Genomic DNA, 20,546 nt, shown 5'->3' on the forward strand with positions numbered 1-20,546 from the left:
TGTGATTTTCATAATCTTGTCCGTATAGCGTGACGAGATGAAGGGATTAGCTAGAACGTCGGTTGCTGGCCGCCATTTGGCATGCCAATTTGAAGGCGTTGTGGGTCGGGCGTAGATTGGCTTTTCCTAAGCTGGCGATATCATAGGCCGTACCGTGTGCTGGCGTGGTAATAGGTACCGGCAGGCCGCCGTGAACCGTGACCCCTTCATGAAAACCGAGAAGTTTGATGGCGATTTGCCCTTGGTCGTGAAACATAGTGACTACGGCGTCGTATTCCCCGTCACGTATTTTGAGAAATAATGTGTCAGCGGGATGAGGGCCGGATACCGTTAGCCCCTCGGTTTGGGCTTCTTCCACTGCCGGGGCAATGGTGTCAATTTCCTCGCGACCGCAAGTGCCACTCTCGCCACCATGTGGGTTGAACGCCGCGACGGCGATGCGTGGGTCGGCAACTCCGGCCAAACGTAGTGACTTATCGGTGAGACGTGTTGCTTGCAGGATGCGTTCACGCGTGACGTAGGAAGGCGCGTCTTTCAATGGAATGTGCGATGAGATACGTGAGGTCCAAATACTGCCGAATGTATTGAACTCGCAGGTGTAGCCATTGACACCCAAATGATCAGCGAAGAATCCCAATTCGTCTTCGAAGTTCATGCCTCCGAGCTTCATGGCGTACTTATTCAGAGGGCCGAAGCAAATCCCCTCGATATCACCTCGTACGGCGGCGTCTAGACATTGAGTTAGGGCCTGGCGAGCAGAGCGCCCGCCCGCAGCGTTGGCTTCGCCATAATGGGTCTCCTCGCGAGAGACGCTATCGATGGGCATCAGGACGGGCGTCGTATGCTCTCGTGCCTCGGCGTAGCGTTCGACTATAGGCAGGTCGAGCTGGGTGCCGGCGACGCGCTGACCTTCTTCCCAGAGCCAGGGGTCGGCAACCAGTATCGCATGGCCGCTTTCCTGAGTAGCGGGATCCGCCAGAAGCTTGGCGATCAACTCCGGCCCGATGCCACCCGGGTCGCCGAGAACGAGGCCGATGAGCGGACGGTCACTAGTGTCGTGGGTGTCGTTGGGCGGTGTCATGGGTATCTGGTCCTTTCGTGCCTGCGTCACGCAATGACGCCTGTGTTGTTTTCTGGTCTTCTGGTTGTATTACCAGTCCAGTTACCGACCAGATTAGTTGTCACCACGAGAGCGTCAAGGCGAAATATTCGCATTTTTATTATACTTAGGTATTAACAGTATTGTGAGATGCTGATTGATGGACTAAAAATTAGACCAGTTGGAAGAAGGAAATTTGCGATGGATAATCCGGCTTTTGCGTTTGAGCAGGCGCTGAGAAATAAAACCAAGAAGGAATTGCTGGCCGATAAGCTGGTCGACATGGTTCGCAATCGGCTGCTTCAAGATGGTGATGAGCTGCCTAGCGAACGTGAGATGGCGCAGCTGTTCAGCGTAAGTCGAGAGACCATTCGTGGCGCAGTGTCTCATTTGGCGGCCCTGGGAATGGTGAGCGTGTCGCATGGTAGTAAGACACGAGTGTGTGCCGATGAGTCAGCGCTTCAGCATTACCGACTTATGCAGGGCGAAGAGGTCGTCGACGCTTCTCAGGAGGCTCGCTATGACATCGACAGCGTGTACGAGAGCCGGCTGGTGATCGAGGCGTCGATCGCCCGACGTGCGGCCTTGAAGATTGATGATCATGGTGTCGCGCAGCTAGAAAAGATGCTCAAGACCCAGTCTGAGTGTGACGAGGTTTATCCGATTCCCTTCCAGATGTCGGACAAAGCGTTTCATAGGTTGATTTCGGAATATGCCGATAATGCCATCTTGGTTAAGTATACTGATGAACTCTACAGCTTTGATCTAAACGTGCGACGGCGTGTGTTGCTCGAGCCCGGAGCGGTCGAGCGCAGTTATCGTGAGCACATATACATCGTTGAGGCCTTGAAGCGGGGCGATCCAGATGCTGCCGAGCGAGCCATGCTTGCCCATCTTGATAGTGTCTACCGGACGACTAAAGCAAAAATGGCGGGAGGGCCTGGCTAACCGCGTTTATGAGTCGACACGGGTTGAAAAGTCACCGGGCAAGGTGTCGCCACGTTAACTCTCGGTGCAGAAGTGTCCGGGGGTGACCTTGTCGCCTCAAGTAGTTTCATGCTGCCAGGCCTTACAGTGAGCGTCGCCGAGATGCTGGAGGCGTGGTGCCGTCATGGTGGCGAGCAAGCCTTGGGGTACGGCATCGAGCACTACATCGACATCAAGTACATGTGCATAGGCGGGCAGTGAGCCTGGTCGCAACTTCGCTGAGGATGACATTATGAACGACAATCGAGCGGATATACGGGTCGGCGTGATCGGCATCGGCCTGATGGGCCATGGTATCGCCAGCAACATTCAGAAGCACGGTTGGTCGCTGAGTTTTCTGGACCATCCCGGCAACCAGTCGGTGGACGTGCTCGTTACCAATGGCGCCCAGAGCTTTACCAATGGGCGTGACCTAGCCGCCCACTGCGACGTGGTCATTGTCTGCGTGACCGGTTCGCCGCAGGTCGAGGATGTACTGTTTCGCGAAGACGGTGTGCTCAAGGGCTTGAAGTTGGATGGGGTGGTGATCGACTGCTCCACTGCTATTCCCAGTTCGACCGAGCGCATCGCTGAAGCAGTAACGAAAGCGGGCGGGCGCTTTCTGGACGCGCCGATGACGCGTACGCCGAAAGAAGCCGCAGAAGGCCGACTCAACCTTATCGTCGGCGGTGAGCGCGAGCTGTTCGAGGCTCATCAGCCGCTACTAGAGAGCTTCGCCGAAAACATTACCTATGCTGGCCCGGCGGGTTCAGGGCACAAACTTAAACTGCTACACAATTTCGTGTCGGTGGGATTTTCTACTGTTCTGGCGGAAGCCGCTGCCTGTGCACAGCTTGGTGGTATCGAGCCGGAAACGCTGGTCGAGGTACTCGCCAAGGGCGGTGGCGCCGGCGCCATCTTGCAGCGCCTGCAACCCTACATTCTGGAACGCGACAGCTCCGGCTTTCGCTTCAGCATTTCCAACGCGCATAAGGATGTAGGCTACTACGTGACCATGGCGGGCGACCTACAGGCCAAAAAGGGCGCAGCAGACGGCATCCTGGCGGTACTCGAAGATGCCAGAAGATCGGGGCATGCCGAGGCTACGATTCCCGAGTTGATAGGGCTCTTCGCTGAGGGGGAGCGGCGCCGTTAGGCGGCGCGTGTCCCCAAAGGCGGATAACGGCGACCCGTTATGTCGGGCGCGAGTATGTCATGGTCGCTCAAATATCGATTCGCTTGAGTTCGTGGCGATAATGATCCTTGCGCTCGATATAATGCTGGCTGCTTTCTAGCAGGCCAGCGACTTCTTCATCGCTTAGTGTGCGAACCACCCTGGCTGGCGAGCCTAGAATCAGTGAGTTGGGCGGAAAACGTTTATTTGACGTGACCATCGCGCCTGCTCCGACCAGGCAGTTCTCGCCGATCACCGCACCGTTGAGCACTGTGGCATGCATGCCAACCAGACAGCCGTCGCCGATAGTGCAACCGTGCAGCATGACGAGGTGGCCTACGGTGACGTTGTCGCCAATGGTTAGGGGAAAACCAGGGTCGACGTGTAGTACGCAATTCTCCTGGATATTGCTGCCGCTGCCGACGGTGATTGCTTCGTTGTCACCACGAAGCACTGCACCAGGCCAGACACTGGCGTCCTCACCCAGCGTTACCGCTCCGATGATCACCGCTTCCGGCGCGGTATATGCGCCTGACTTGAACGTGGGGGATGCATCCCTTAGCGAGTAGAGAGCCATCTATATACTCCTGGTCGTTGTCGATGCAGGGACCGCCTGGTGTCAGGAGGTCGTCAATCGCTATTTAAATTATGAATTCATAATTGTTGAGCACCAATTCATGAATTTATAGTTAATTTGTTATTTTAAAGTAGTTTTTGTCGATTCATTTTTCGTCTAGACGAAAGTCTATTTTGTAAAAATGAATTATGAGTTCATTCTTGAAAGACAGATGTCGACCCATGGCAGTGTCTTGCACCGTACAGCCGAGAACCAAGGAGAAGAACATGGAGCAGCAAGCTGAAGTCGAGTGTGCCCGGGAAGGGCGACTGGCATGGGTGACATTCAATCGTCCCGAAGTCAGAAACGCCATGACCTGGGGCATGTACGACGGACTTGAACGGCTATGTGACGAGTTGGAGAACGACGATAGCGTCGATGTCGTGGTGTTGCGCGGCAAGGGAGGGGAGGCTTTCATCGCCGGCACCGATATCAAGCAGTTCACGCAATTCGATGATGCAGCTGATGCAATCGATTACGAGCGACGTATCGATCGCGTTATTGAGCGCCTGGAAACACTCCAGAAACCGACCATTGCTCTGCTTGAGGGCTTCTGTGTCGGTGGAGGGGCGGCGATCGCCATGGCCTGCGACTTTCGCTACGCGACGCCGGAGCTCAAGTTTGGCATTCCTATCGCGCGCACCCTGGGTAACTGCGTATCGATGAACAACATCGCGCGCATCGTCGGTCTGGTAGGGGCAGCTCGTGCCAAGGAAGTATTGATGCTAGCTCGGCTGCTTAAGGCAGAGGAGAGCTGTAATGCCGGTCTGGTCACGCAAATCTTTGCGGCGGAAGTGATCGAAGAGGAGGTGCGTGCCGTTGCTGACAAGTTAAGTAGCTTCGCACCGTTGACCCTCAAGGCATGCAAGGAAGGTATCCGGCGAGTCCAAGCCAATCAGCGGCCCGCGCCGGGCATGGATGAGGACCTTATTTCGCTCTGCTACACCAGCCAAGATTTTCGTAACGCCGTAGACGCTTTTATCCACAAGCAGACGCACACCTGGCTGGGCAAATAAAGATAAACGAGAGACAGGAGGTTGGGACATGCTTGCATTATCGAATATGAAGGTGCTGGATATCTCGCAAATCATGGCTGGGCCTTACTGCACTATGGTGCTTGCCGACCTCGGCGCTGAGGTGACTAAGGTCGAAAAGATCAATGGTGGTGACGATAGCCGCCAGATGGGCCCTTACATCAATGAGGAGTCGACGTGCTTCGCTCAGATCAATCGTAACAAGAAGAGTATTTCCCTCAACCTCAAGGAGGACGAGGGCAAGGAGCTTTTCTATCAACTGGCAAGAGAAGCCGATGTCATCGTCGAGAATTACCGCCCGGGTGTCACCAAGTCGCTGAAGATCGACTACGAAACTCTCAAGGCCATCAATCCAGGCATCATCTATTGCTCCATCTCGGGATATGGGCAGACTGGACCCTACAGCCACAAAGGCGGTTTTGACCTAGTGGCTCAGGGCATGACCGGATTGATGTCGATGACCGGTGAGCCGGGGCATCGGCCGCTGAAAACGGGAATCGCCGTGTACGATATCGGCGCCGGTATCACTGCCGCCTACTCCATTCTCGCCGCTTACATCCACAAGATGAACACCGGTGAAGGGCAATTGGTCGATGTTGCCATTGCCGAATGCGGCTTGTCTTGGTTCTCTTGGGAGGCAGCAGCTTATTTCTCTAATGGCACCATCCCTCAGCCGACTGGCTGGCGGCATCGCGTGTCAGCCCCTTACCAAGCGCTCCAGGCGCGTGATGGTTATATAATGCTTGGCTGCGCTAACCAACGTACTTGGGAGCGGTTATGCCAAGAGGTCATCATGCGCCCTGATTTGTTGGAAGATCCTCGCTTCACGACCAATTACCAGCGTGGCCAGAATGTTGAGGTTCTTGAGGCGGTTCTGGAAGAGGTTTTCGTGACAGATGATATGCATGCTTGGTTGGAAAAATGCGACCAAGCGGGAGTCCCGGCCGGCCCTATCAACAATTTCGCCCAGGCGGTACAAGATCCCCACTACCAGGAGCGCGGCATGGTACAGGAGGTCGAGCATCCGGTGATCGGTAAGATGAAGATGATGGGCTTCCCCAGCAAGTTGTCGCTGACGCCACCTTCTATACGCCAACCAGCGCCAGTATACGCCCAGCATACCGACGAGGTGCTACAAGGGTTGGGGGTGCCCGCCGAACGCTTGAAGGCGCTACATGAGCGGGGTGTGATCAAATAGGCGACCGATGTTGAGCGTTACGCTTAGGACGAGTGCTTAGGTGCAGCGTCATAGTAATTGCTTGCTTTTATGTGCGTTCTTCGAGGGTCTTTGCGAAAGGAGAGTGTCACGATACGGCGATCAAAGGGTTGTAGCTGGCTGTCTTCGCGGTGGACAACCCCTGTCCTGACGCAGTAGGATATGCCGCGTTCCGCCCTTAGCTCAGCTGGATAGAGCGTTGCCCTCCGGAGGCAAAGGTCGAAGGTTCGAATCCTTCAGGGCGGGCCACGAATTTATAAAAGCCCGCGAGTTCTCTCGCGGGCTTTTTTCGTTTTCAGCCTCGCCATTTGTAACCACTCTGGTAATCACTCGCTGCAAAGCTCGGCACTTGAAAGCCACTCCTTGGCCATACTGATCGTCGCATCGGTCGAGGCCAGCCATACCTCGACAGTTCCCTCGACGCTTCACGCAGCGGATGACCACGCCTCACATTTGGGGACAGCCTTTTCTCCATTTGGAATGGATCAATACCTGAGCCTAGCTCCGCCGATGCTGGGCTCTGGTGGAAACCGTTCTGGAAACCTCGACCGTCATGCAGATTTGCATATCGCCCAGCGGGCCTTACTCGGCGTCATCCTCTTGCCCTGGGTAGGCAGCGGCGGGCGAAGGCACTTTCCTCTTGTGTAACGTATAGTGGTGCTATACGCTTTTCATATGATCAAGAGCTTCCGACACAAGGGCCTGCGCAAGTTCTTCGAGACCGGCTCAACTGCCGGCATCCAGGCCAAGCATGCGACCAAGCTGCAAATCCAGCTCACCGCGCTGGATAGCGCGAAATGCCCTGAAGACATGAATGCGCCAGGCTGGAAGCTGCATCCGCTCAAGGGCAACTTGCGCGGACACTGGACTATCACCGTCAACGGGAACTGGCGGCTCACATTCACCTTCGATGGCGAAGATGCCATCTTGGTGGACTATCAGGATTACCACTAGGAGGTCCTATGAACCGCATGCACAACCCCGCGCACCCAGGTGCCGTGTTGCGCGAGTACATCGGCGACATCTCAGTCACTGAGGCTGCCAAGCGCCTGGGTGTAACGCGTGCCGCGCTTTCTCGCATTCTCAACGGCAATGCCGGTATTTCGGCAGATATGGCGCTGCGCCTTGAGAAGGCCCTTGGCACCAGTGCCGAGATGTGGCTGGAGATGCAACTCAAGCACGAGCTGTGGCAAGCGTCACAACTTCCCCGTGCTCACGTAGAACCTTTGCACGCAGCAAGCTGACAGCCCGACCGGCTGAAGCTTTGCATTTTGCGCTTTTCAGCGAGAGCGCCTGCGGGAAGTTACGGATTTCCGCCATGCGTCCATCTTGGCTGGTACTGACATTTGCCAACCAACTGCGCACCAGGTGCGAACCTCAGAAAACCTCAATCGACCAGCATTCCTGAGCATCGGCGAGCCCGCACGCGCGTACTGGTCTGAAAATCATCAGAATGGCGATGCCGGACAAGGTGAAAGTATCCGCCTACTTTGATTATTTTCCGACCGGCTCGCCGCCGCACTCACTTCGCCGTAGCGGGAGCGATGATCCTTAGTGGCGGGGCTAGCCCTGGTATTCACAGAGCTTTCGATTTGAGCCCATGCGAGACGATTGCTGTAGCAACCCCTCAACCTCGGAGCCGGAACAGCCAAACCTTTCCCAAGCCTCTTGGCATGCTGTGTCTGAATGATCCACCACGTAGAACAAGCCATCCTGATAGCCGCCACCATCACGGATAGGTTCGTTCCGGCTCGAGTTCACCTTATCCTCCGTATCGAGGCGCATTTGGAGGGTGTTGCAAGATCCGGCAGCCTGGAGCGCGAAGCCAAATTGCTCAGGTGTCGGCGCATTACTAGCCATCGCCGAGCCACATCCTGCGAGTGCTACCAGTTAGCACTGCTGACCACTTCTTCATGATTCACCCTGCCGACTCAAGATAAAAGAGTAGTCACTGACTGTTTGGGCTGCTTTATCCATACCGCTATCAACCATACCGTACTCTTGAGAGGGGTCATCCATATCTCGCGGGCTTTTTTCGTTTTCAGCGCTTGCCTTTATGCTGTCGAGTGACGTCTCACTCGGCTACGTCCAGACGCACCATGTGATAACTCAGCGGTGCGACCTTGCCCTCGAGTGTCGTGCCAGCGACGCTGAGCCCCTGGCCGGGCGTCGGCCGAATATGATCGGGGCGCTCGGCGGTGTTGGCTGCCTTCATGTCAGGATAATCGATGCTCTGATGATCCATGATCCGGCAAGACGTGAAACCGCCCAGGTCGACATCGAACGCGAGTGAATCGCTGGGATGGCGATTGATGATGAATAGAGTGATGGCCGCGTGCGCTTCGTCGTGAACGGCGGACACGTCCAGATAAGGGACGTCACCGAGCTCATCCACCGGATAGGTGGGGCTGTCGACGGCCAGCTGTAGGGCCTTGCCGCGACCGAAGCGGGAGGCGAAATACAGCGGATAGAAGATCGTCTGGCGCCAGGCGCCGCCATCGCTTTCGGTCATGATTGGGGCGATGACGTTGACCAACTGAGCGATGCAGGCGATACGCACGCGGTCGGAACGCCGGATGAAGGTATTGAGCACGCAGCCGATCAGCAGCGCATCCTCGACGTTGTAGGCGTCTTCGAGGATCGCCGGTGCGAAGGGCCAGTCATTGCCCTGCAGGATGCGCTTGTCGCGCTCGGTGCTGTGATACCAGACGTTCCACTCATCGAAGCAGATGTGCACATCTTTGGTGGAGCGCTTCTTGGCCTTGATGTAGTCGATCACGCCGGCAATCGAGCCGATATAACGGTCGAGCTTTTCGCTGAGTGCCAGGTAGCTACCCAGGTCGTCGGCATAGTTGGTGAAGTACATGTGCAGCGAGATGTGGTCGACCGTCTCATAGCAGTGGTCGAGCACGGTGGCTTCCCACTCGGGGTAGCTGGCCATGTCGGGGTTGGAGGAGCCGCAAACGACCAGTTCGAGACTGCTGTCGTAGGCCTTCAGCGCCTTGCCGGTCTCGTTGGCGAGGTGGCCGTATTCATCGGCATTCTTGTGACCGACCTGCCAGGGGCCGTCCATCTCGTTGCCCAGGCACCACAGCTTGACGCCCCAGGGTTCCTGGCGTCCGTTGCGAATCCGAAGATCGCTCCAGGCGCTGCCCCCGGGATGGTTGACGTATTCGAGGAAGTTGCGGGCGGCGTCGATACCGCGTGAGCCGAGATTGACCGCCAGCATCATGTCGATGCCGGCCAGCTCGCACCAGTCGGCGAATTCGTGAATGCCGACCTGGTTGGACTCGCGACTGTGCCAGGCCAAGTCGAGCCGTACCGGGCGCTCCTCGCGCGGGCCGATACCGTCTTCCCAGTTGTAGGCGGAGACGAAGTTGCCGCCCGGATAGCGCACGATAGGCGGCGCGAGTTCCTTGACCATGCCCAGCACGTCGCGACGGAAACTATTGTCGTCTGCCTTGGGGTGGCCGGGCTCGTAGATGCCGCTATAGATGGCTCGGCCCATGTGTTCGAGGAAGGCGCCGTAGAGGCGGTCGTCGATCTCGCTGATAACGAAGTTGCGGTGCAGGGTGACGCGAGTATGCATGATGATCCCCTTGGCTTATGTTCGGGAAAAGGCGGAACCGCTGGCGGTAGAAGTAGACACATCAATGTCGTTTTGTTCGCCCTTGCGGGACTCAAGGTCATGACGAATATCATCCATTGCACGGTCATCAAGGCCGAAGAGCCAAATGGCAATAGCGAGCACGAAACTGATAGCGGCAGGGATGAGTGTCAGCATTAAACTGATGGCGTTGAGGGCACTTGCGCTTTGCTGATCGACACCCGCTTGGTAACCGCCCCAGGACAGCAGGAAACCAATCATTCCACCTGAAAAAGCAAGTCCTAGCTTGAGGAAGAACAAATTGCCGGCGAAGGAGACGCCGGTGTTACGCGTACCGGTTTTCCACTCACCATAATCCTCGGCGTCAGCCATCAATGCCCAAGAGATCGGTGTACCGATGCCGTGCATGAAGTTGACGATAATGAACAGTACGGTGGCTAGAAGCATCCAGCTACCTGGTACTAAGTACAGCAGTACTGAGGCGAGAATCAGCGCGCAGGTGCTGGCCAGGAAGACGCGGCGCTTGCTGATACGATTGCTGAACCAGGTCGAAATGGCGGTGCCGGCGATCTTGCCGACGACGCCAGAGGTCACGAATACGGAAATGCCGGTAGCACCTAGGCCCAACACGTAGGTGGCGAAGTAGATCGCCGCGCCTTGACGCAGGAAAAACTGCAATGCCTGCAGGAAGGTTATGCCCAGGATGATCCGCCATTTCTCGTTCTTGGCTAACGCCTTGAGCGTTGTCATCAGGCGTTCCTGCTGCTTGGGGGGTGGTTGGATGCGTTCTCTGACCGTGGTGAAGCAGAAACCGAACATGGCGAGTGCGATTACCGACATGATCGCCATGGTGTACTGAAATCCCTGTGCTTCATCACCGTTGCCTAGCAACTCGACCAATGGCATCAGGCCGCTATTGAGAATCAGGTAGGCCACGCCGACGAGGATAAAGCGCCAGGACTGAAACGATACACGCTCGCGGTGATCGTCGGTGATTACACCACCCAGCGCGCAGTAGGGAATGTTCACAGCCGTATAGAGGAGCGACATCGCAAAGTAGGTGGCGAAGGCGTAGACAATCTTGGCGTTCTCTGACCACTCGGGAGAGGTGAACATCAGAATGCAAGCGGCGGCCAAGGGCACGGGGATAAACAGTATATAGGGGCGGAAACGCCCCCAGCGGCTGCGTGTGCGGTCGGCAAGTGTGCCCATGAGCGGATCGGTGATGGCATCCACGAAGCGCATGGAAATGAAGATAGTGCCGACGACGGCCGGCGAAATCCCATAGACGTCGGTATAGAAATAGGAGAGATACATGACCACTGCAGCAAAGGTCATGTTATTGCCGGCGTCCCCCATACCGAAACCGATTTTCTCCTTCACGCTGAGCTTGGCGTTACGCATCGCGGGCTCCCGAGGGCTTGTCCTTTATTGAGCTTGCGAAGCGTAGGCGCACTCTTGGTATTCTATCTAATATATGTATTTCTTGTTTTTGATACTTGAAAAGTTATTGGTGAAACGAGAGTGGTCTATGACAAACACTTCTGTATGTAATGCGACCAAAGGCGCGCGACTAAAGTAGTGTCAGATAATGCGTGATTACTTGCTGCCCCGTCCGTTGCCCTTCGATTCTTGACTGTTGCATTGGCTTGCGCACGCCGCTGGCGCGATTCTGTTATCCTGCCGCCATTCCATCCTTGGCCTTTAACCCGCTATCACGCGCTGCCTATTCGTGCGCATGGCGTGGCCAGTTTCACGACAGGATTTGCCGCCGTGTCCGATTCGCCATCATCCGATTTTGCTACCTTGCCGCTGGCGCCCGCGCTGCTCGCTAACCTGGAATCGTTGGGCTACCACGCGATGACGCCGATCCAGGCCGAGAGCCTGCCGGCGATCCTCGACGGACGCGACGTGATCGGTCAGGGCCAGACCGGTTCGGGCAAGACCGCCGCATTCGGCCTGGGGGTGCTCTCCAGGCTCGAGACCAAGACGTTTCGCGTGCAGGGGTTGGTGCTGTGCCCAACCCGTGAGCTGGCGGACCAGGTTGCCGGCGAGCTGCGCCGGTTGGCGCGCGGGCTCGGCAACGTCAAGGTATTGACGCTGTGCGGTGGGGCGCCGCTCAAGCCGCAGCGCGACTCGCTGGAGCACGGCGCGCATGTAGTGGTGGGTACGCCGGGACGGATCGAGGAGCATCTGCGCAAGGGCTCGCTGGCACTCGACGCACTGAGCACGCTGGTGCTGGATGAAGCCGATCGCATGCTGGACATGGGCTTTCAGGCGTCGATCGAAGCGATCGTCGGTCAGGCACCGGTCGCGCGCCAGACGCTGTTGTTCAGTGCCACCTACGGTGCGGGCATTCGGCCCATCGCCGAGCGCATGATGCGCAAGCCGCTCGCCGTCGAGGTCGCTTCGACGCACGATGACACCAGCATCCGCCAGCATTTCTATCGCGTCGCGGACGAAGACGCCCGCGTGCCGGCACTAGAACGCTTGTTGCTCGACATCCGCCCCGAATCCAGCGTGGTGTTCTGTAATACCAAGCGCGAGACTCTGGAGGTGGCTGACGCCCTGAACGCGGCGGGCTTTTCCGCGTTGGCGCTCAACGGCGACCTGGAGCAGCCCGACCGCGACCGTATTCTGGCGATGTTCGCCAACAAGAGCGTGTCGGTCCTGGTCGCTACCGACGTGGCGGCACGCGGGCTGGATATCGATGCGCTGGACGCGGTATTCAATTATCAAATCGCCCGCGAACTCGAGGTGCACGTGCACCGTATCGGACGCACCGGTCGGGCCGGCGGGAGTGGCGTGGCCTGCACGCTGGTCGCCGAGAGCGAATATTACCGGCTCGACAAGCTTGGCGATTTTCTCGGTGAGTCGCTGGCCTGCGAGCCGTTGCCGCCGCTGCGTGGCGACGCGCGTCCGTTCACGCCACGCATGGCGACGCTGCAACTCGGCGCTGGCAAAAAGCAGAAGGTGCGCCCGGGCGACATCCTCGGCGCGTTGACCGGCGAGGGCGGTATCGCCGGCGATCAAGTCGGCAAGATCCAAGTCACCGACCGCAGCGCTTTTGTCGCCGTCGAGCGCAAGGTCGTCCGCGCTGCACTCGATCAACTCGCCAATGGGCGGATCAAGGGGCGGTCGTTTCGGGCGCGCCGTGTCACTCGTTAGTCGGGTCGCGTGGGAGCGAATTCATTCGCGATGCCGAGGCGAGGCTCTGCCGATTATTGGCTCATGCTCTATATAAGGTTATATGAAAGTACTTAAACGACTCCAGCCGCTGCTCGAAGATGGACTGATCGACGAAGTCGTCAGCCAGTTGATGAGCTGCGTCGCGCCCCAGCTTGGCAAGGTGGCGCTTCGAGCCGGCGCTGCTGAATACCGACTACGGCAAGGAAATCTGGGCGCTTTATGAAGCGGGCGAGTTGCATCCGGATAGCCGGCTCACCGGGCACTTCGAGCCCGATACCTACGATGTTGACGTGATGGAGCTGATGGCGGTGATCGACGACGCCCGCGAAGAAGCCGAGGAGCGCCGCGAACGCGAACGTGACGATCTAGAGGACGACGACTGAGTTACCGGCTGGCGCTGGGGGAGGCAGAGGTATCCTGAAGCGCCGAGTATGGTCTCTCCAAGCGTATCGGCCACGCTCTCAAGTAAGCGTTATTTCCGCTGCCACGCCTCGAACCACCCGAGCCCCGCCCGCGTGCCGGCGCGCGGCTTGTACTCGCAGCCGATCCAGCCCTCGAAACCGTCTGCATCCAACTGCTCGAACAGCCATGGATAATTCACTTTGCCCGTATCGGGTTCATGGCGCTCGGGCACGCCGGCGATCTGGATGTGACCGACGCCCGCGCGATGACGCTGATAGGTGGTCCAGATATCCCCGTCCATGATCTGGGTGTGGTAGAAATCCATCTGCACCTTGACGTTGGGCTCGCCCAGTTCGGCCACGATGGCATGGCCTTCGGCTTGATGATTGAGGAAGTACCCTGGCATGTCGCGGGTATTGATGGGTTCGATCAGCAGCTCGAGGTCGTGTTCGGCGAGGCGACGGGCGGCATGGCGCAGGTTTGCCAAATACACCTCACGCAATGTTTCCCGTGAAACATCCTCGGGGGCCAGCCCCGCCATGGCATGGACGCGAGGACAGCCGAGCGCGATCGCGTAGTGCAACGCGGTTTCGACGCTGTCGCGAAATTCCGCCTCGCGCCCCGGCAGGGCGGCGATGCCGCGCTCGCCGGCGTCCCAGTCGCCCGGCGGCAGGTTGAACAACACTTGTTGCAAGCCATGACGCTTGAGTTCGGCGGCGATGGCGTCGGCCTCGAACGCATAGGGGAAAAGGAACTCGACCCCTTCGAAGCCGCAGGCGGCGGCCTCGGCGAAGCGCTCCATGAAGGGCACCTCATTGAACATCATGGACAGGTTGGCGGCAAAGCGGGGCATGTGGAACTCCTTTCAGGAAATGCTTACCAGCGGGCGCCGAAGGCCTGGCGAAGCTCGTCGATTTCCGCTTCGCCCAGGGTGCGCACGTCGTGCTGGCGTAGCATGAGGTACAGCTTGGCGGTTTCTTCCAGTTCCTCGATGGCGTTACGGGCCGCTTCCAGTGTCTTGCCCGCCACCACGGGCCCATGGTTGGCCAGCAACACTGCGCCATGGGTCTTGGCGTGCTCGCGTAGCGCGTCGCCGAGGGCGGGGTCGCCGGGGCGATAGTAAGGAATCAGCGGCAAACGCCCCACACGCATGACGAAATACGGTGTGATGGGGGGCAGACAGGAGCGTTCATCGAGGCCGTTGAGGCAGGAAACCGCCGCCGAGTGCGTGGCATGCAGGTGAATGATACCGCCGGTATCGGGACGCTGATCGTAGAAGGCGCGATGCAGGAACGATTCCTTGGTGGGTGGCTCGCCGGCGAGCAGGTTGCCGTCCCAGTCCAGTTTGGAAATCGCGCTGGGGTCGAGGGCGCCGAGGCTGGCGTTGGTCGGCGTCATCAGCCAACCGTCATCGAGCTTGGCGCTGATGTTGCCGGAGGTACCCGGCGCCATGCCCAGTAGCCGGAAGGAACGGCCGATCTCGGCAATCTCCTCGCGTAGCCGGTTTTCGGTGGTCGTGGTGCTGATGTGGCTCATGGCAACAGTCCCCATGCCTTGGTCATAAAGTCCTGAGCGCCGAAGTTGCCCGACTTGAGGGTCAACGCCAGCGGTGTCGGTGTGCCAAAGGTGGTGGTCCAGGGCACGCCGGGATCGATACTCGGGCCGATACGCAAGCCTTGCACGCCCAGTGCGTTGACCACGGCGCCGGAGGTTTCGCCTCCCGCCACGAGCAAGCGCCGTACACCATGAGTGTCGACGAGCGCGTGGGCGATCTCGGCCAGGGCGCGTTCGACCAAGGCGCCCGCCTCTGCGGTGCCGAGGGCGTCTTGAGCCTTCCGGACGTCCTCCGGCGAGTCGCTGGCGTATAGCAACACTGGGCCGCTATCGAGGTGCTGCTCGGCCAAATGAAGTGCTTTTGCGATGATGCCTTCGAAATCATCGGCCAAGGCCAAGGCGTCGAGGTGATAGCTGGGATAGTGCTCGCGAGCGTGTTCGAGCTGCGCCAGGGTGGCGCGTGAACAGCTGCCGCTGAGAATCGCCTCACGCCCGGCGATGGCGGGTAGCGCATCGGCCTCCCCAGCCGCAGGCAGCCGATCGGCCAAGTTGGCGGGCAGGCCCAGTGCCAGGCCGGAGCCAGCGGTGACCAAAGGCAGATCACGGCAGGCGCGCGCCAGCGTATGCAAGTGTTGGGTATCGATGGCATCACAAATGGCAATGCCCACGCCCGCCGAGCGCAGTGCCTGAATACGGTCCTCGACGGCTTCGACCCCCTCGCTGAGCGTCGCGTAGTCGATCAAGTCGACCCGCTGTCGCGTCTGGGCGCCAAGGACGCGCACCAGGTTGGCATCCGTCATGGGGGTCAGGGGGTGATCCTGCATGCCGCTTTCGTTGAGTGGCACGCCGCCTGCGAACAGGTAGCCGTTGTAGACGCTGCGCTGGTTGGCGGGCAGTGCTGGGCAGGCCACGGTGAAGTCGGTGTCCAGCGCCGTCATCAGCGCGTCGGTGACCGGGCCGATATTGCCTTTGGGCGTCGAGTCGAAGGTCGAGCAGTACTTGAAGTAGAACTGCTCGCAGCCTTGAGCCTGCAGCCACGCCAGCGCCTCGAGTGACTGCGTCACGGCTTCGTCGGCGGGCAGGGTGCGCGACTTGAGGGCGACGACCACGGCATCGACGTCGTCATCCAGCGCCGTCGAGGGGACGCCGATGGTCTGCAGTGTGCGCATGCCGGCACTGACCAGCATGCTCGCCACGTCCGTGGCGCCGGTGAAATCGTCGGCAATACAACCGATGATGGGCATCGTCATTCCTCCTCCCCTGTATTGGCATCGTTGGCCGCGTGAGACGGTAACCCGAACCCCGGGAACGTCTTGATCACGGCGGCGTCATCGTCTCCGCCATGGCCTTGTGCCGAGGCTTGGGTAAACATGCTGAGTGCCTGACTGGTCAGTGGCAGGGGAAACTTGTCGCGATGAGCAGTGTCGTGGACTAGGCCCAGATCCTTGACGAAGATATCCACCGCCGAACGCGGCGCGTAATCGTCCTCGAGAATGTGCGGCACGCGGTTTTCGAACATCCATGAATTGCCGGCGCTCTGGGTAATGACGTCATACAGCACCTGCGGATCGCAGCCGCCGCGAATGCCGTAGGCCATGGCTTCGGCGGCGGCGGCGATATGCACGCCTGCCAGCAGCTGGTTGACCAGTTTGACCTGCGAGCCTTGCCCCATCGCCTCACCGAGGCGGAAGACCTTGGCGGCGACAGCGTCGAGGACGTCCTCGACGCTGTCGAAGACATCGGCCGGCCCTGAGGCCATGATCGTCAGCGCGCCTTGCGCGGCCTTGGCGGCGCCCCCGGAAATCGGCGCATCGAGCAGTCGCAGGCCGCGGGAGGCGAGCTCGTCGCCCAGGGCGGTGACGGCATCCGGCGCGCAGGTGGCGCACGAGACGATCACGCTGTCGGCCGCCAGGCCATCGGCGATGCCGTGCAGCCCGAACAGAACCTCGTGGGTCTGCTCGGCGTTGACGACCACGCTGATGACCACATCGACGTGGGCGGCCATCTCGGCGGGCGTGGCGACCGCTTGGCCACCGTGGGCTTCGAATGCCTGTCGGGCGTCGGAGCGCAGATCGCACCCCCAGGTGGTGAAACCGGCATCGACCAGTGACGTCGCCATGCCCATACCCATCGACCCCAGGCCGATGATCCCCACGCGTGCGCGCTGTGCTTGTGTCATCTCGCGTCTCCTGTGTCGTTGGTTGGCTCGCTGCTTGCGGTGTCCTCGAGACGCTCCAGCAGATCCACTGGCGCCTGGCGCAGACGCCACTCGGCATGTTCGAGATGACGCCCGGCGGCCTGGGCGGCGGCGTCTTCATCGCCCTGGGCGATGGCATCGACGATTGCTTGATGCTCTTCGATGACCTGCGCCATGAACGTTTCGCGCAGCGATTCGTTGGTCCGCGTCACGGTGATGGCGTGATGCAGGAAGCGGTTGTAGAAGTCGATGACGGCGGTGAAGTGCGTGTTGTTCGAGGCCTCGGCGATGGCGCGATGAAAGGCCATGTCCTGATCGACACCATCGGCACCGACTTCGACGGCCTCATCGATATCGGCCATGGCATTGCGCAGCCGGCGCAATTGGGACGGCGTGCGGCGCTGGGCTGCCAGGCGCGCTGCCTCGACTTCCAGGGCCCGGCGCAGTTCGAGCAGGCGAATGACCGATTGCAGCGACGGGTCGGGAATCGCCAGGCGCAACGCCACGGTGGGCACTTCGGCGACGTAGCTACCGCTGCCGCGACGCGATGTGACCAGGCCCGCGTTGCGCAGCATGGAAATGGCCTCGCGTACCACCGAACGACTGATGCCATAGCGTTCGCCCAGCGTGGCCTCGGTGGGCAGACGTTCGCCGGGGCGCATCTCACCGGTATGGATGGCATGAGTCAGTTGCCGTGCGACCTGCTCCGAGAGTTGGACGCCACGGGTCGGTGGGGTCTCGTGGTTCGTGATCACCGCTGTTTTCTCTCCTTCGCGTGTCGTCGCCAGGCGTGGTGCGGGCCTCGCGGGTGATAGCGCGGGGCGTCTCCGACTAATGGCGATGTTGCCCCGACTGATTTGTCAGACAACATTATAAATAGCGCGGCGGCGACACAATACGTCTTTGGGCCAACGTCGTACTGCCGGTAGGAATTCAAGCGAAGCACCGCTTCGCTCGACCGAGGAGAAGTGAATGCAAGTCATCGTGACCGGAGGGGCCGGTTTTCTCGGCGCGCGCTTGATCCAGGCGCTGCTCGAGGAAGGCCAGCGCATCGAGGGAGAGGCGATTACACGGGTGACGTCGATCGACCTCGCGCCCTGCCCACTCGACGATCCACGCGTCGAGTCATGGGTCGGGGATGTCGCCGACGAGACGTTGATCGAGCGCGCCCTGGGCGAGGATACGCTCGCCGTGTGCCACTTGGCTGCCGTGGTCAGCTCCCAGGCGGAGGCTGATTTCGAGTTGGGAATGCGCGTCAACCTCGAGGCAACGCAGGCCCTGCTCGAGGCCTGTCGTGCGCATCCGCGCCGCTTGCCCTTTCTATTCGCCAGTTCGCTGGCGGTGTTTGGACCCGGGCTGGCACAGCCGGTGCCCGAAGAGGTCGGTCCCCAGCCGCGCTCTTCCTATGGCGCGCAGAAGGCCATCGGCGAGCTGCTGGTCAACGACTACAGCCGACGGGGCTTCATCGATGGGCGCGTCTGCCGCCTGCCGACCATCGTGGCGCGGCCCGGCAAGCCCAATCAGGCGGCATCCTCGTTCGCCAGCTCGATCATTCGTGAACCGCTGGCGGGACAGCGTGCCGTTTGCCCCGTGGATCCCGAACTGCCGCTTTGGTTGTCCTCGCCGCGTGCGGTGGTTGGCAATCTTCGCCATGCCTTGCAGCTCGACGGCGACGCGTTAGGTGAGTGGCGCACGCTCAACTTGCCAGGCATCACCGTCACGGTGACGCAACTGTTGGACGCATTGGAGCGCCAAGCCGGCGTCGAGAAGCGGGCCCTGGTGAGTTTCGAACCGGATGCCGCCATCGACAAGATCGTTGCCAGTTGGCCGGGGGGACTGGACATCGCGCGTCCGTTGTCGCTGGGCTTCCAGGCCGATGACGATGTCGACGCCGTGATTCGTGCCTATCGCGAGGATTACTTGAACGCCTGACGCCCGTCGAGGCCCGGCGGCCTTAACGGCCGTTCGAGGCGTCGGCGACATTCACGCACGCTTGCATCCCTGGATACGACAACGCTGCTCAGACAGTCACAACAATGCACAGGAGTACGCCACCATGACGGAAACAGCCGCAGGTCCACAGGTCATCATCGGCCTGGGTATCGCTATCTTCGTAATGATCGCGCTGGTATTGAAAACCCGCGTGCATGCTTTGCTTGCGCTCATCATCGCCGCGTCGATTGCCGGGCTGATCGGCGGGATGCCGCCCAACGCGGTGATCGGTGCGATCACCGATGGCTTCGGTAGCACACTGTCGACCATCGGGTTGGTCATCGGCTTCGGGGTGATGATGGGACGTATCCTCGAAGTGTCGGGCGCCGGCCAGCGCATGGCCTACTCCATCCTCAAGATGCTCGGCAAGGAGCGTGAGGATTGGGCGATGGCGCTGACGGGGTACATCGTGTCGATCCCGATTTTCTGTGATTCCGCCTACGTGATCCTGAATCCGCTGGTTCGGGCGCTGGCACGCAATAGCGGCCGTTCGGTTCTGGCGTTGGGCATCGCACTGGCGTCGGGCTTGGCCATCACCCACAGTGCGGTTCCACCGACGCCGGGCCCGCTCGGGGTGGCGGGTATTTACGGCGTCGATGTCGGCCTGATGATCGCCTGGGGGGTCGTCTTCACGATACCGGCTTTGATCGTCATGGTGCTTTACGCTCGCTTCATGGGGCCGCGTATTGAGGCGATGATCGAACGCGACGTGCCCGATACGTTGCGCCGCGATGAAGACGAGGAAGACCCACTCGCCGGCCAGCGCCCCATGGAAGAGCTGCCCACGTTGTTGAAGTCGGTATTGCCCATCGCATTGCCGATTGCCTTGATCTTCTGCAATACGCTGGTCACCGCGATGGTGGGCGATAGCGACGATCCCGTCCTGGCGGTGCAGATCATCCAGTTCGTCGGCCATCCGGTGATTGCCGTGGGCATCGGGGTGCTGGTGGCGGTGTATGGGCTCGTGCCCAAGATGCCGCGCGATCAGGTGTTGTCGCATCTCGAGAAAGGGGTCGAAAGCGCCGGCATCATTCTTCTCGTGACCGGCGCCGGGGGCGCCCTGGGGGCGGTTTTGCGTGCCAGTGGGGCGGGCGACTACATCGGTGAAAGCGTGGCATCGCTTGCCATGCCGGCCTTCTTGATTCCCTTCATCATCGCCACGCTGGTGCGTTTCGTACAGGGCAGCGGGACCGTGTCGATGATCACCGGGGCCTCGATTTCCGCGCCGATCCTATCGTCCATGCCGGACGTCAATCTGGTGCTGGCGGCTCAGGCGGCGTGTCTCGGTGGGCTGTTCTTCAGCTATTTCAATGACAGCTATTTCTGGGTCGTCAACCGCATGCTCGGCGTGAGAACCGCCAAGCACCAACTGCTGGTGCTCTCGGTGCCCACGACGCTGGGGTGGGCGGCCGCGCTGGTTGCTTTGTTCATCGCCAATGCCTTCGTGGGTTGAGCGACATCCGATCCGCATGGAAGAGGAAAGACGCTATGAAAATTACG

Annotated in this window: 20 protein-coding genes and 1 tRNA gene; 12 read left to right on the plus strand and 9 right to left on the minus strand. The window is 59.7% G+C overall.

What is annotated here, in order from left to right; genetic code table 11:
• Nucleotides 1-46: 46 nt before the first annotated feature.
• Nucleotides 47-1,081, minus strand: a complete 1,035-nt coding sequence (locus OP495_RS13450) for a 4-hydroxythreonine-4-phosphate dehydrogenase PdxA (protein WP_280569943.1) — start codon at nt 1,079-1,081, stop codon at nt 47-49.
• Nucleotides 1,082-1,300: 219 nt separating this feature from the next.
• Between OP495_RS13450 and OP495_RS13455 the strand changes: the two genes are divergently transcribed.
• The 3 genes from OP495_RS13455 to OP495_RS13465 all read left to right on the plus strand — a co-directional run bounded on the left by OP495_RS13455 (nt 1,301) and on the right by OP495_RS13465 (nt 3,221).
• Nucleotides 1,301-2,047, plus strand: coding sequence for an FCD domain-containing protein (locus OP495_RS13455; protein WP_280569946.1), 747 nt, complete (start codon nt 1,301-1,303; stop codon nt 2,045-2,047).
• A gap of 108 nt (nt 2,048-2,155) precedes the next feature.
• Nucleotides 2,156-2,287, plus strand: coding sequence for a hypothetical protein (locus tag OP495_RS13460; RefSeq protein WP_280569948.1), 132 nt, complete (start codon nt 2,156-2,158; stop codon nt 2,285-2,287).
• A gap of 31 nt (nt 2,288-2,318) precedes the next feature.
• Nucleotides 2,319-3,221 (plus strand): NAD(P)-dependent oxidoreductase, encoded by a 903-nt coding sequence (locus OP495_RS13465; protein ID WP_280569950.1) that lies wholly within the window; start codon nt 2,319-2,321, stop codon nt 3,219-3,221.
• Nucleotides 3,222-3,288: 67 nt separating this feature from the next.
• Here OP495_RS13465 and OP495_RS13470 read toward each other — a convergent pair whose 3' ends face one another.
• Nucleotides 3,289-3,816: a gamma carbonic anhydrase family protein gene (locus tag OP495_RS13470; protein ID WP_280569952.1), complete on the minus strand. Its 528-nt coding sequence runs from the start codon at nt 3,814-3,816 to the stop codon at nt 3,289-3,291.
• Nucleotides 3,817-4,082: 266 nt separating this feature from the next.
• On the opposite strand from OP495_RS13470, the gene OP495_RS13475 reads away from it, so the two are divergent.
• The 5 genes from OP495_RS13475 to OP495_RS13495 all read left to right on the plus strand — a co-directional run bounded on the left by OP495_RS13475 (nt 4,083) and on the right by OP495_RS13495 (nt 7,349).
• Nucleotides 4,083-4,871: an enoyl-CoA hydratase/isomerase family protein gene (locus OP495_RS13475; protein WP_280569955.1), complete on the plus strand. Its 789-nt coding sequence runs from the start codon at nt 4,083-4,085 to the stop codon at nt 4,869-4,871.
• Between the two features lie 28 nt (nt 4,872-4,899).
• On the plus strand, nt 4,900-6,087 hold the full coding sequence (locus tag OP495_RS13480) for a CoA transferase (protein ID WP_280569959.1): 1,188 nt from the start codon (nt 4,900-4,902) through the stop codon (nt 6,085-6,087).
• 190 nt (nt 6,088-6,277) lie between these two features.
• Nucleotides 6,278-6,354 (plus strand) — tRNA-Arg (locus OP495_RS13485).
• 426 nt (nt 6,355-6,780) lie between these two features.
• Nucleotides 6,781-7,059: a type II toxin-antitoxin system RelE/ParE family toxin gene (locus OP495_RS13490; RefSeq protein WP_280564993.1), complete on the plus strand. Its 279-nt coding sequence runs from the start codon at nt 6,781-6,783 to the stop codon at nt 7,057-7,059.
• An 8-nt stretch (nt 7,060-7,067) separates the two neighbouring features.
• The gene (locus OP495_RS13495; protein ID WP_280564991.1) at nt 7,068-7,349 is read left to right on the plus strand and encodes a HigA family addiction module antitoxin; all 282 of its coding nucleotides are present in this window, start codon (nt 7,068-7,070) and stop codon (nt 7,347-7,349) included.
• A gap of 830 nt (nt 7,350-8,179) precedes the next feature.
• On the opposite strand, the gene OP495_RS13500 is transcribed toward OP495_RS13495, so the two are convergent.
• Together OP495_RS13500 and OP495_RS13505 are read right to left on the minus strand one after the other, a co-directional pair.
• The gene (locus tag OP495_RS13500) at nt 8,180-9,694 is read right to left on the minus strand and encodes an alpha-N-arabinofuranosidase (RefSeq protein ID WP_280569962.1); all 1,515 of its coding nucleotides are present in this window, start codon (nt 9,692-9,694) and stop codon (nt 8,180-8,182) included.
• A 15-nt stretch (nt 9,695-9,709) separates the two neighbouring features.
• Complete coding sequence (locus OP495_RS13505; protein ID WP_280569964.1) at nt 9,710-11,116, minus strand: MFS transporter; 1,407 nt, start codon at nt 11,114-11,116, stop codon at nt 9,710-9,712.
• A 369-nt stretch (nt 11,117-11,485) separates the two neighbouring features.
• On the opposite strand from OP495_RS13505, the gene dbpA reads away from it, so the two are divergent.
• On the plus strand, nt 11,486-12,880 hold the full coding sequence (dbpA, locus tag OP495_RS13510; RefSeq protein ID WP_280569967.1) for an ATP-dependent RNA helicase DbpA: 1,395 nt from the start codon (nt 11,486-11,488) through the stop codon (nt 12,878-12,880).
• A gap of 173 nt (nt 12,881-13,053) precedes the next feature.
• The gene (locus tag OP495_RS13515) at nt 13,054-13,284 is read left to right on the plus strand and encodes a hypothetical protein (protein ID WP_348521315.1); all 231 of its coding nucleotides are present in this window, start codon (nt 13,054-13,056) and stop codon (nt 13,282-13,284) included.
• An 89-nt stretch (nt 13,285-13,373) separates the two neighbouring features.
• On the opposite strand, the gene otnI is transcribed toward OP495_RS13515, so the two are convergent.
• Genes otnI through OP495_RS13540 form a run of 5 tightly spaced genes read right to left on the minus strand, consistent with a single transcriptional unit; the run spans nt 13,374 to nt 17,809 of the window.
• Nucleotides 13,374-14,156, minus strand: coding sequence for a 2-oxo-tetronate isomerase (gene otnI, locus OP495_RS13520; protein ID WP_280569970.1), 783 nt, complete (start codon nt 14,154-14,156; stop codon nt 13,374-13,376).
• Nucleotides 14,157-14,179: 23 nt separating this feature from the next.
• On the minus strand, nt 14,180-14,839 hold the full coding sequence (gene otnC / locus OP495_RS13525; RefSeq protein ID WP_280562515.1) for a 3-oxo-tetronate 4-phosphate decarboxylase: 660 nt from the start codon (nt 14,837-14,839) through the stop codon (nt 14,180-14,182).
• Nucleotides 14,836-16,107: a 3-oxo-tetronate kinase gene (gene otnK / locus OP495_RS13530; RefSeq protein ID WP_280569973.1), complete on the minus strand. Its 1,272-nt coding sequence runs from the start codon at nt 16,105-16,107 to the stop codon at nt 14,836-14,838. Before otnK ends, otnC begins: the two co-directional genes overlap by 4 nt.
• A complete protein-coding gene (ltnD, locus tag OP495_RS13535) occupies nt 16,104-17,036 on the minus strand; it encodes an L-threonate dehydrogenase (RefSeq protein ID WP_280569976.1) in 933 nt (310 codons plus the stop codon). Before ltnD ends, otnK begins: the two co-directional genes overlap by 4 nt.
• Nucleotides 17,033-17,809: a FadR/GntR family transcriptional regulator gene (locus OP495_RS13540; RefSeq protein WP_280569979.1), complete on the minus strand. Its 777-nt coding sequence runs from the start codon at nt 17,807-17,809 to the stop codon at nt 17,033-17,035. The genes ltnD and OP495_RS13540 overlap by 4 nt, the downstream gene beginning before the upstream one ends.
• Nucleotides 17,810-18,026: 217 nt before the next feature.
• Between OP495_RS13540 and denD the strand changes: the two genes are divergently transcribed.
• Complete coding sequence (gene denD, locus OP495_RS13545) at nt 18,027-18,986, plus strand: D-erythronate dehydrogenase (protein ID WP_280569981.1); 960 nt, start codon at nt 18,027-18,029, stop codon at nt 18,984-18,986.
• A gap of 124 nt (nt 18,987-19,110) precedes the next feature.
• Nucleotides 19,111-20,499: a gluconate:H+ symporter gene (locus tag OP495_RS13550; RefSeq protein ID WP_280569983.1), complete on the plus strand. Its 1,389-nt coding sequence runs from the start codon at nt 19,111-19,113 to the stop codon at nt 20,497-20,499.
• Nucleotides 20,500-20,546: the final 47 nt, after the last annotated feature.

This window comes from Chromohalobacter sp. 296-RDG (assembly GCF_029889885.1).
Classification (GTDB): Bacteria; Pseudomonadota; Gammaproteobacteria; order Pseudomonadales; family Halomonadaceae; genus Chromohalobacter.

Coding starts and splice junctions, on each gene's coding strand:
- OP495_RS13490 (WP_280564993.1), top strand. CDS start 6,781: ATGATCAAGAGCTTCCGACACAAGGGCCTGCGCAAGTTCTTCGAGACC.
- ltnD (WP_280569976.1), bottom strand. CDS start 17,036: ATGACACAAGCACAGCGCGCACGCGTGGGGATCATCGGCCTGGGGTCG.
- OP495_RS13500 (WP_280569962.1), bottom strand. CDS start 9,694: ATGCATACTCGCGTCACCCTGCACCGCAACTTCGTTATCAGCGAGATC.
- OP495_RS13470 (WP_280569952.1), bottom strand. CDS start 3,816: ATGGCTCTCTACTCGCTAAGGGATGCATCCCCCACGTTCAAGTCAGGC.
- OP495_RS13480 (WP_280569959.1), top strand. CDS start 4,900: ATGCTTGCATTATCGAATATGAAGGTGCTGGATATCTCGCAAATCATG.
- OP495_RS13550 (WP_280569983.1), top strand. CDS start 19,111: ATGACGGAAACAGCCGCAGGTCCACAGGTCATCATCGGCCTGGGTATC.
- OP495_RS13450 (WP_280569943.1), bottom strand. CDS start 1,081: ATGACACCGCCCAACGACACCCACGACACTAGTGACCGTCCGCTCATC.
- OP495_RS13495 (WP_280564991.1), top strand. CDS start 7,068: ATGAACCGCATGCACAACCCCGCGCACCCAGGTGCCGTGTTGCGCGAG.
- OP495_RS13455 (WP_280569946.1), top strand. CDS start 1,301: ATGGATAATCCGGCTTTTGCGTTTGAGCAGGCGCTGAGAAATAAAACC.
- OP495_RS13475 (WP_280569955.1), top strand. CDS start 4,083: ATGGAGCAGCAAGCTGAAGTCGAGTGTGCCCGGGAAGGGCGACTGGCA.
- otnC (WP_280562515.1), bottom strand. CDS start 14,839: ATGAGCCACATCAGCACCACGACCACCGAAAACCGGCTACGCGAGGAG.
- OP495_RS13505 (WP_280569964.1), bottom strand. CDS start 11,116: ATGCGTAACGCCAAGCTCAGCGTGAAGGAGAAAATCGGTTTCGGTATG.
- OP495_RS13465 (WP_280569950.1), top strand. CDS start 2,319: ATGAACGACAATCGAGCGGATATACGGGTCGGCGTGATCGGCATCGGC.
- denD (WP_280569981.1), top strand. CDS start 18,027: ATGCAAGTCATCGTGACCGGAGGGGCCGGTTTTCTCGGCGCGCGCTTG.
- OP495_RS13460 (WP_280569948.1), top strand. CDS start 2,156: ATGCTGCCAGGCCTTACAGTGAGCGTCGCCGAGATGCTGGAGGCGTGG.
- otnK (WP_280569973.1), bottom strand. CDS start 16,107: ATGACGATGCCCATCATCGGTTGTATTGCCGACGATTTCACCGGCGCC.
- otnI (WP_280569970.1), bottom strand. CDS start 14,156: ATGCCCCGCTTTGCCGCCAACCTGTCCATGATGTTCAATGAGGTGCCC.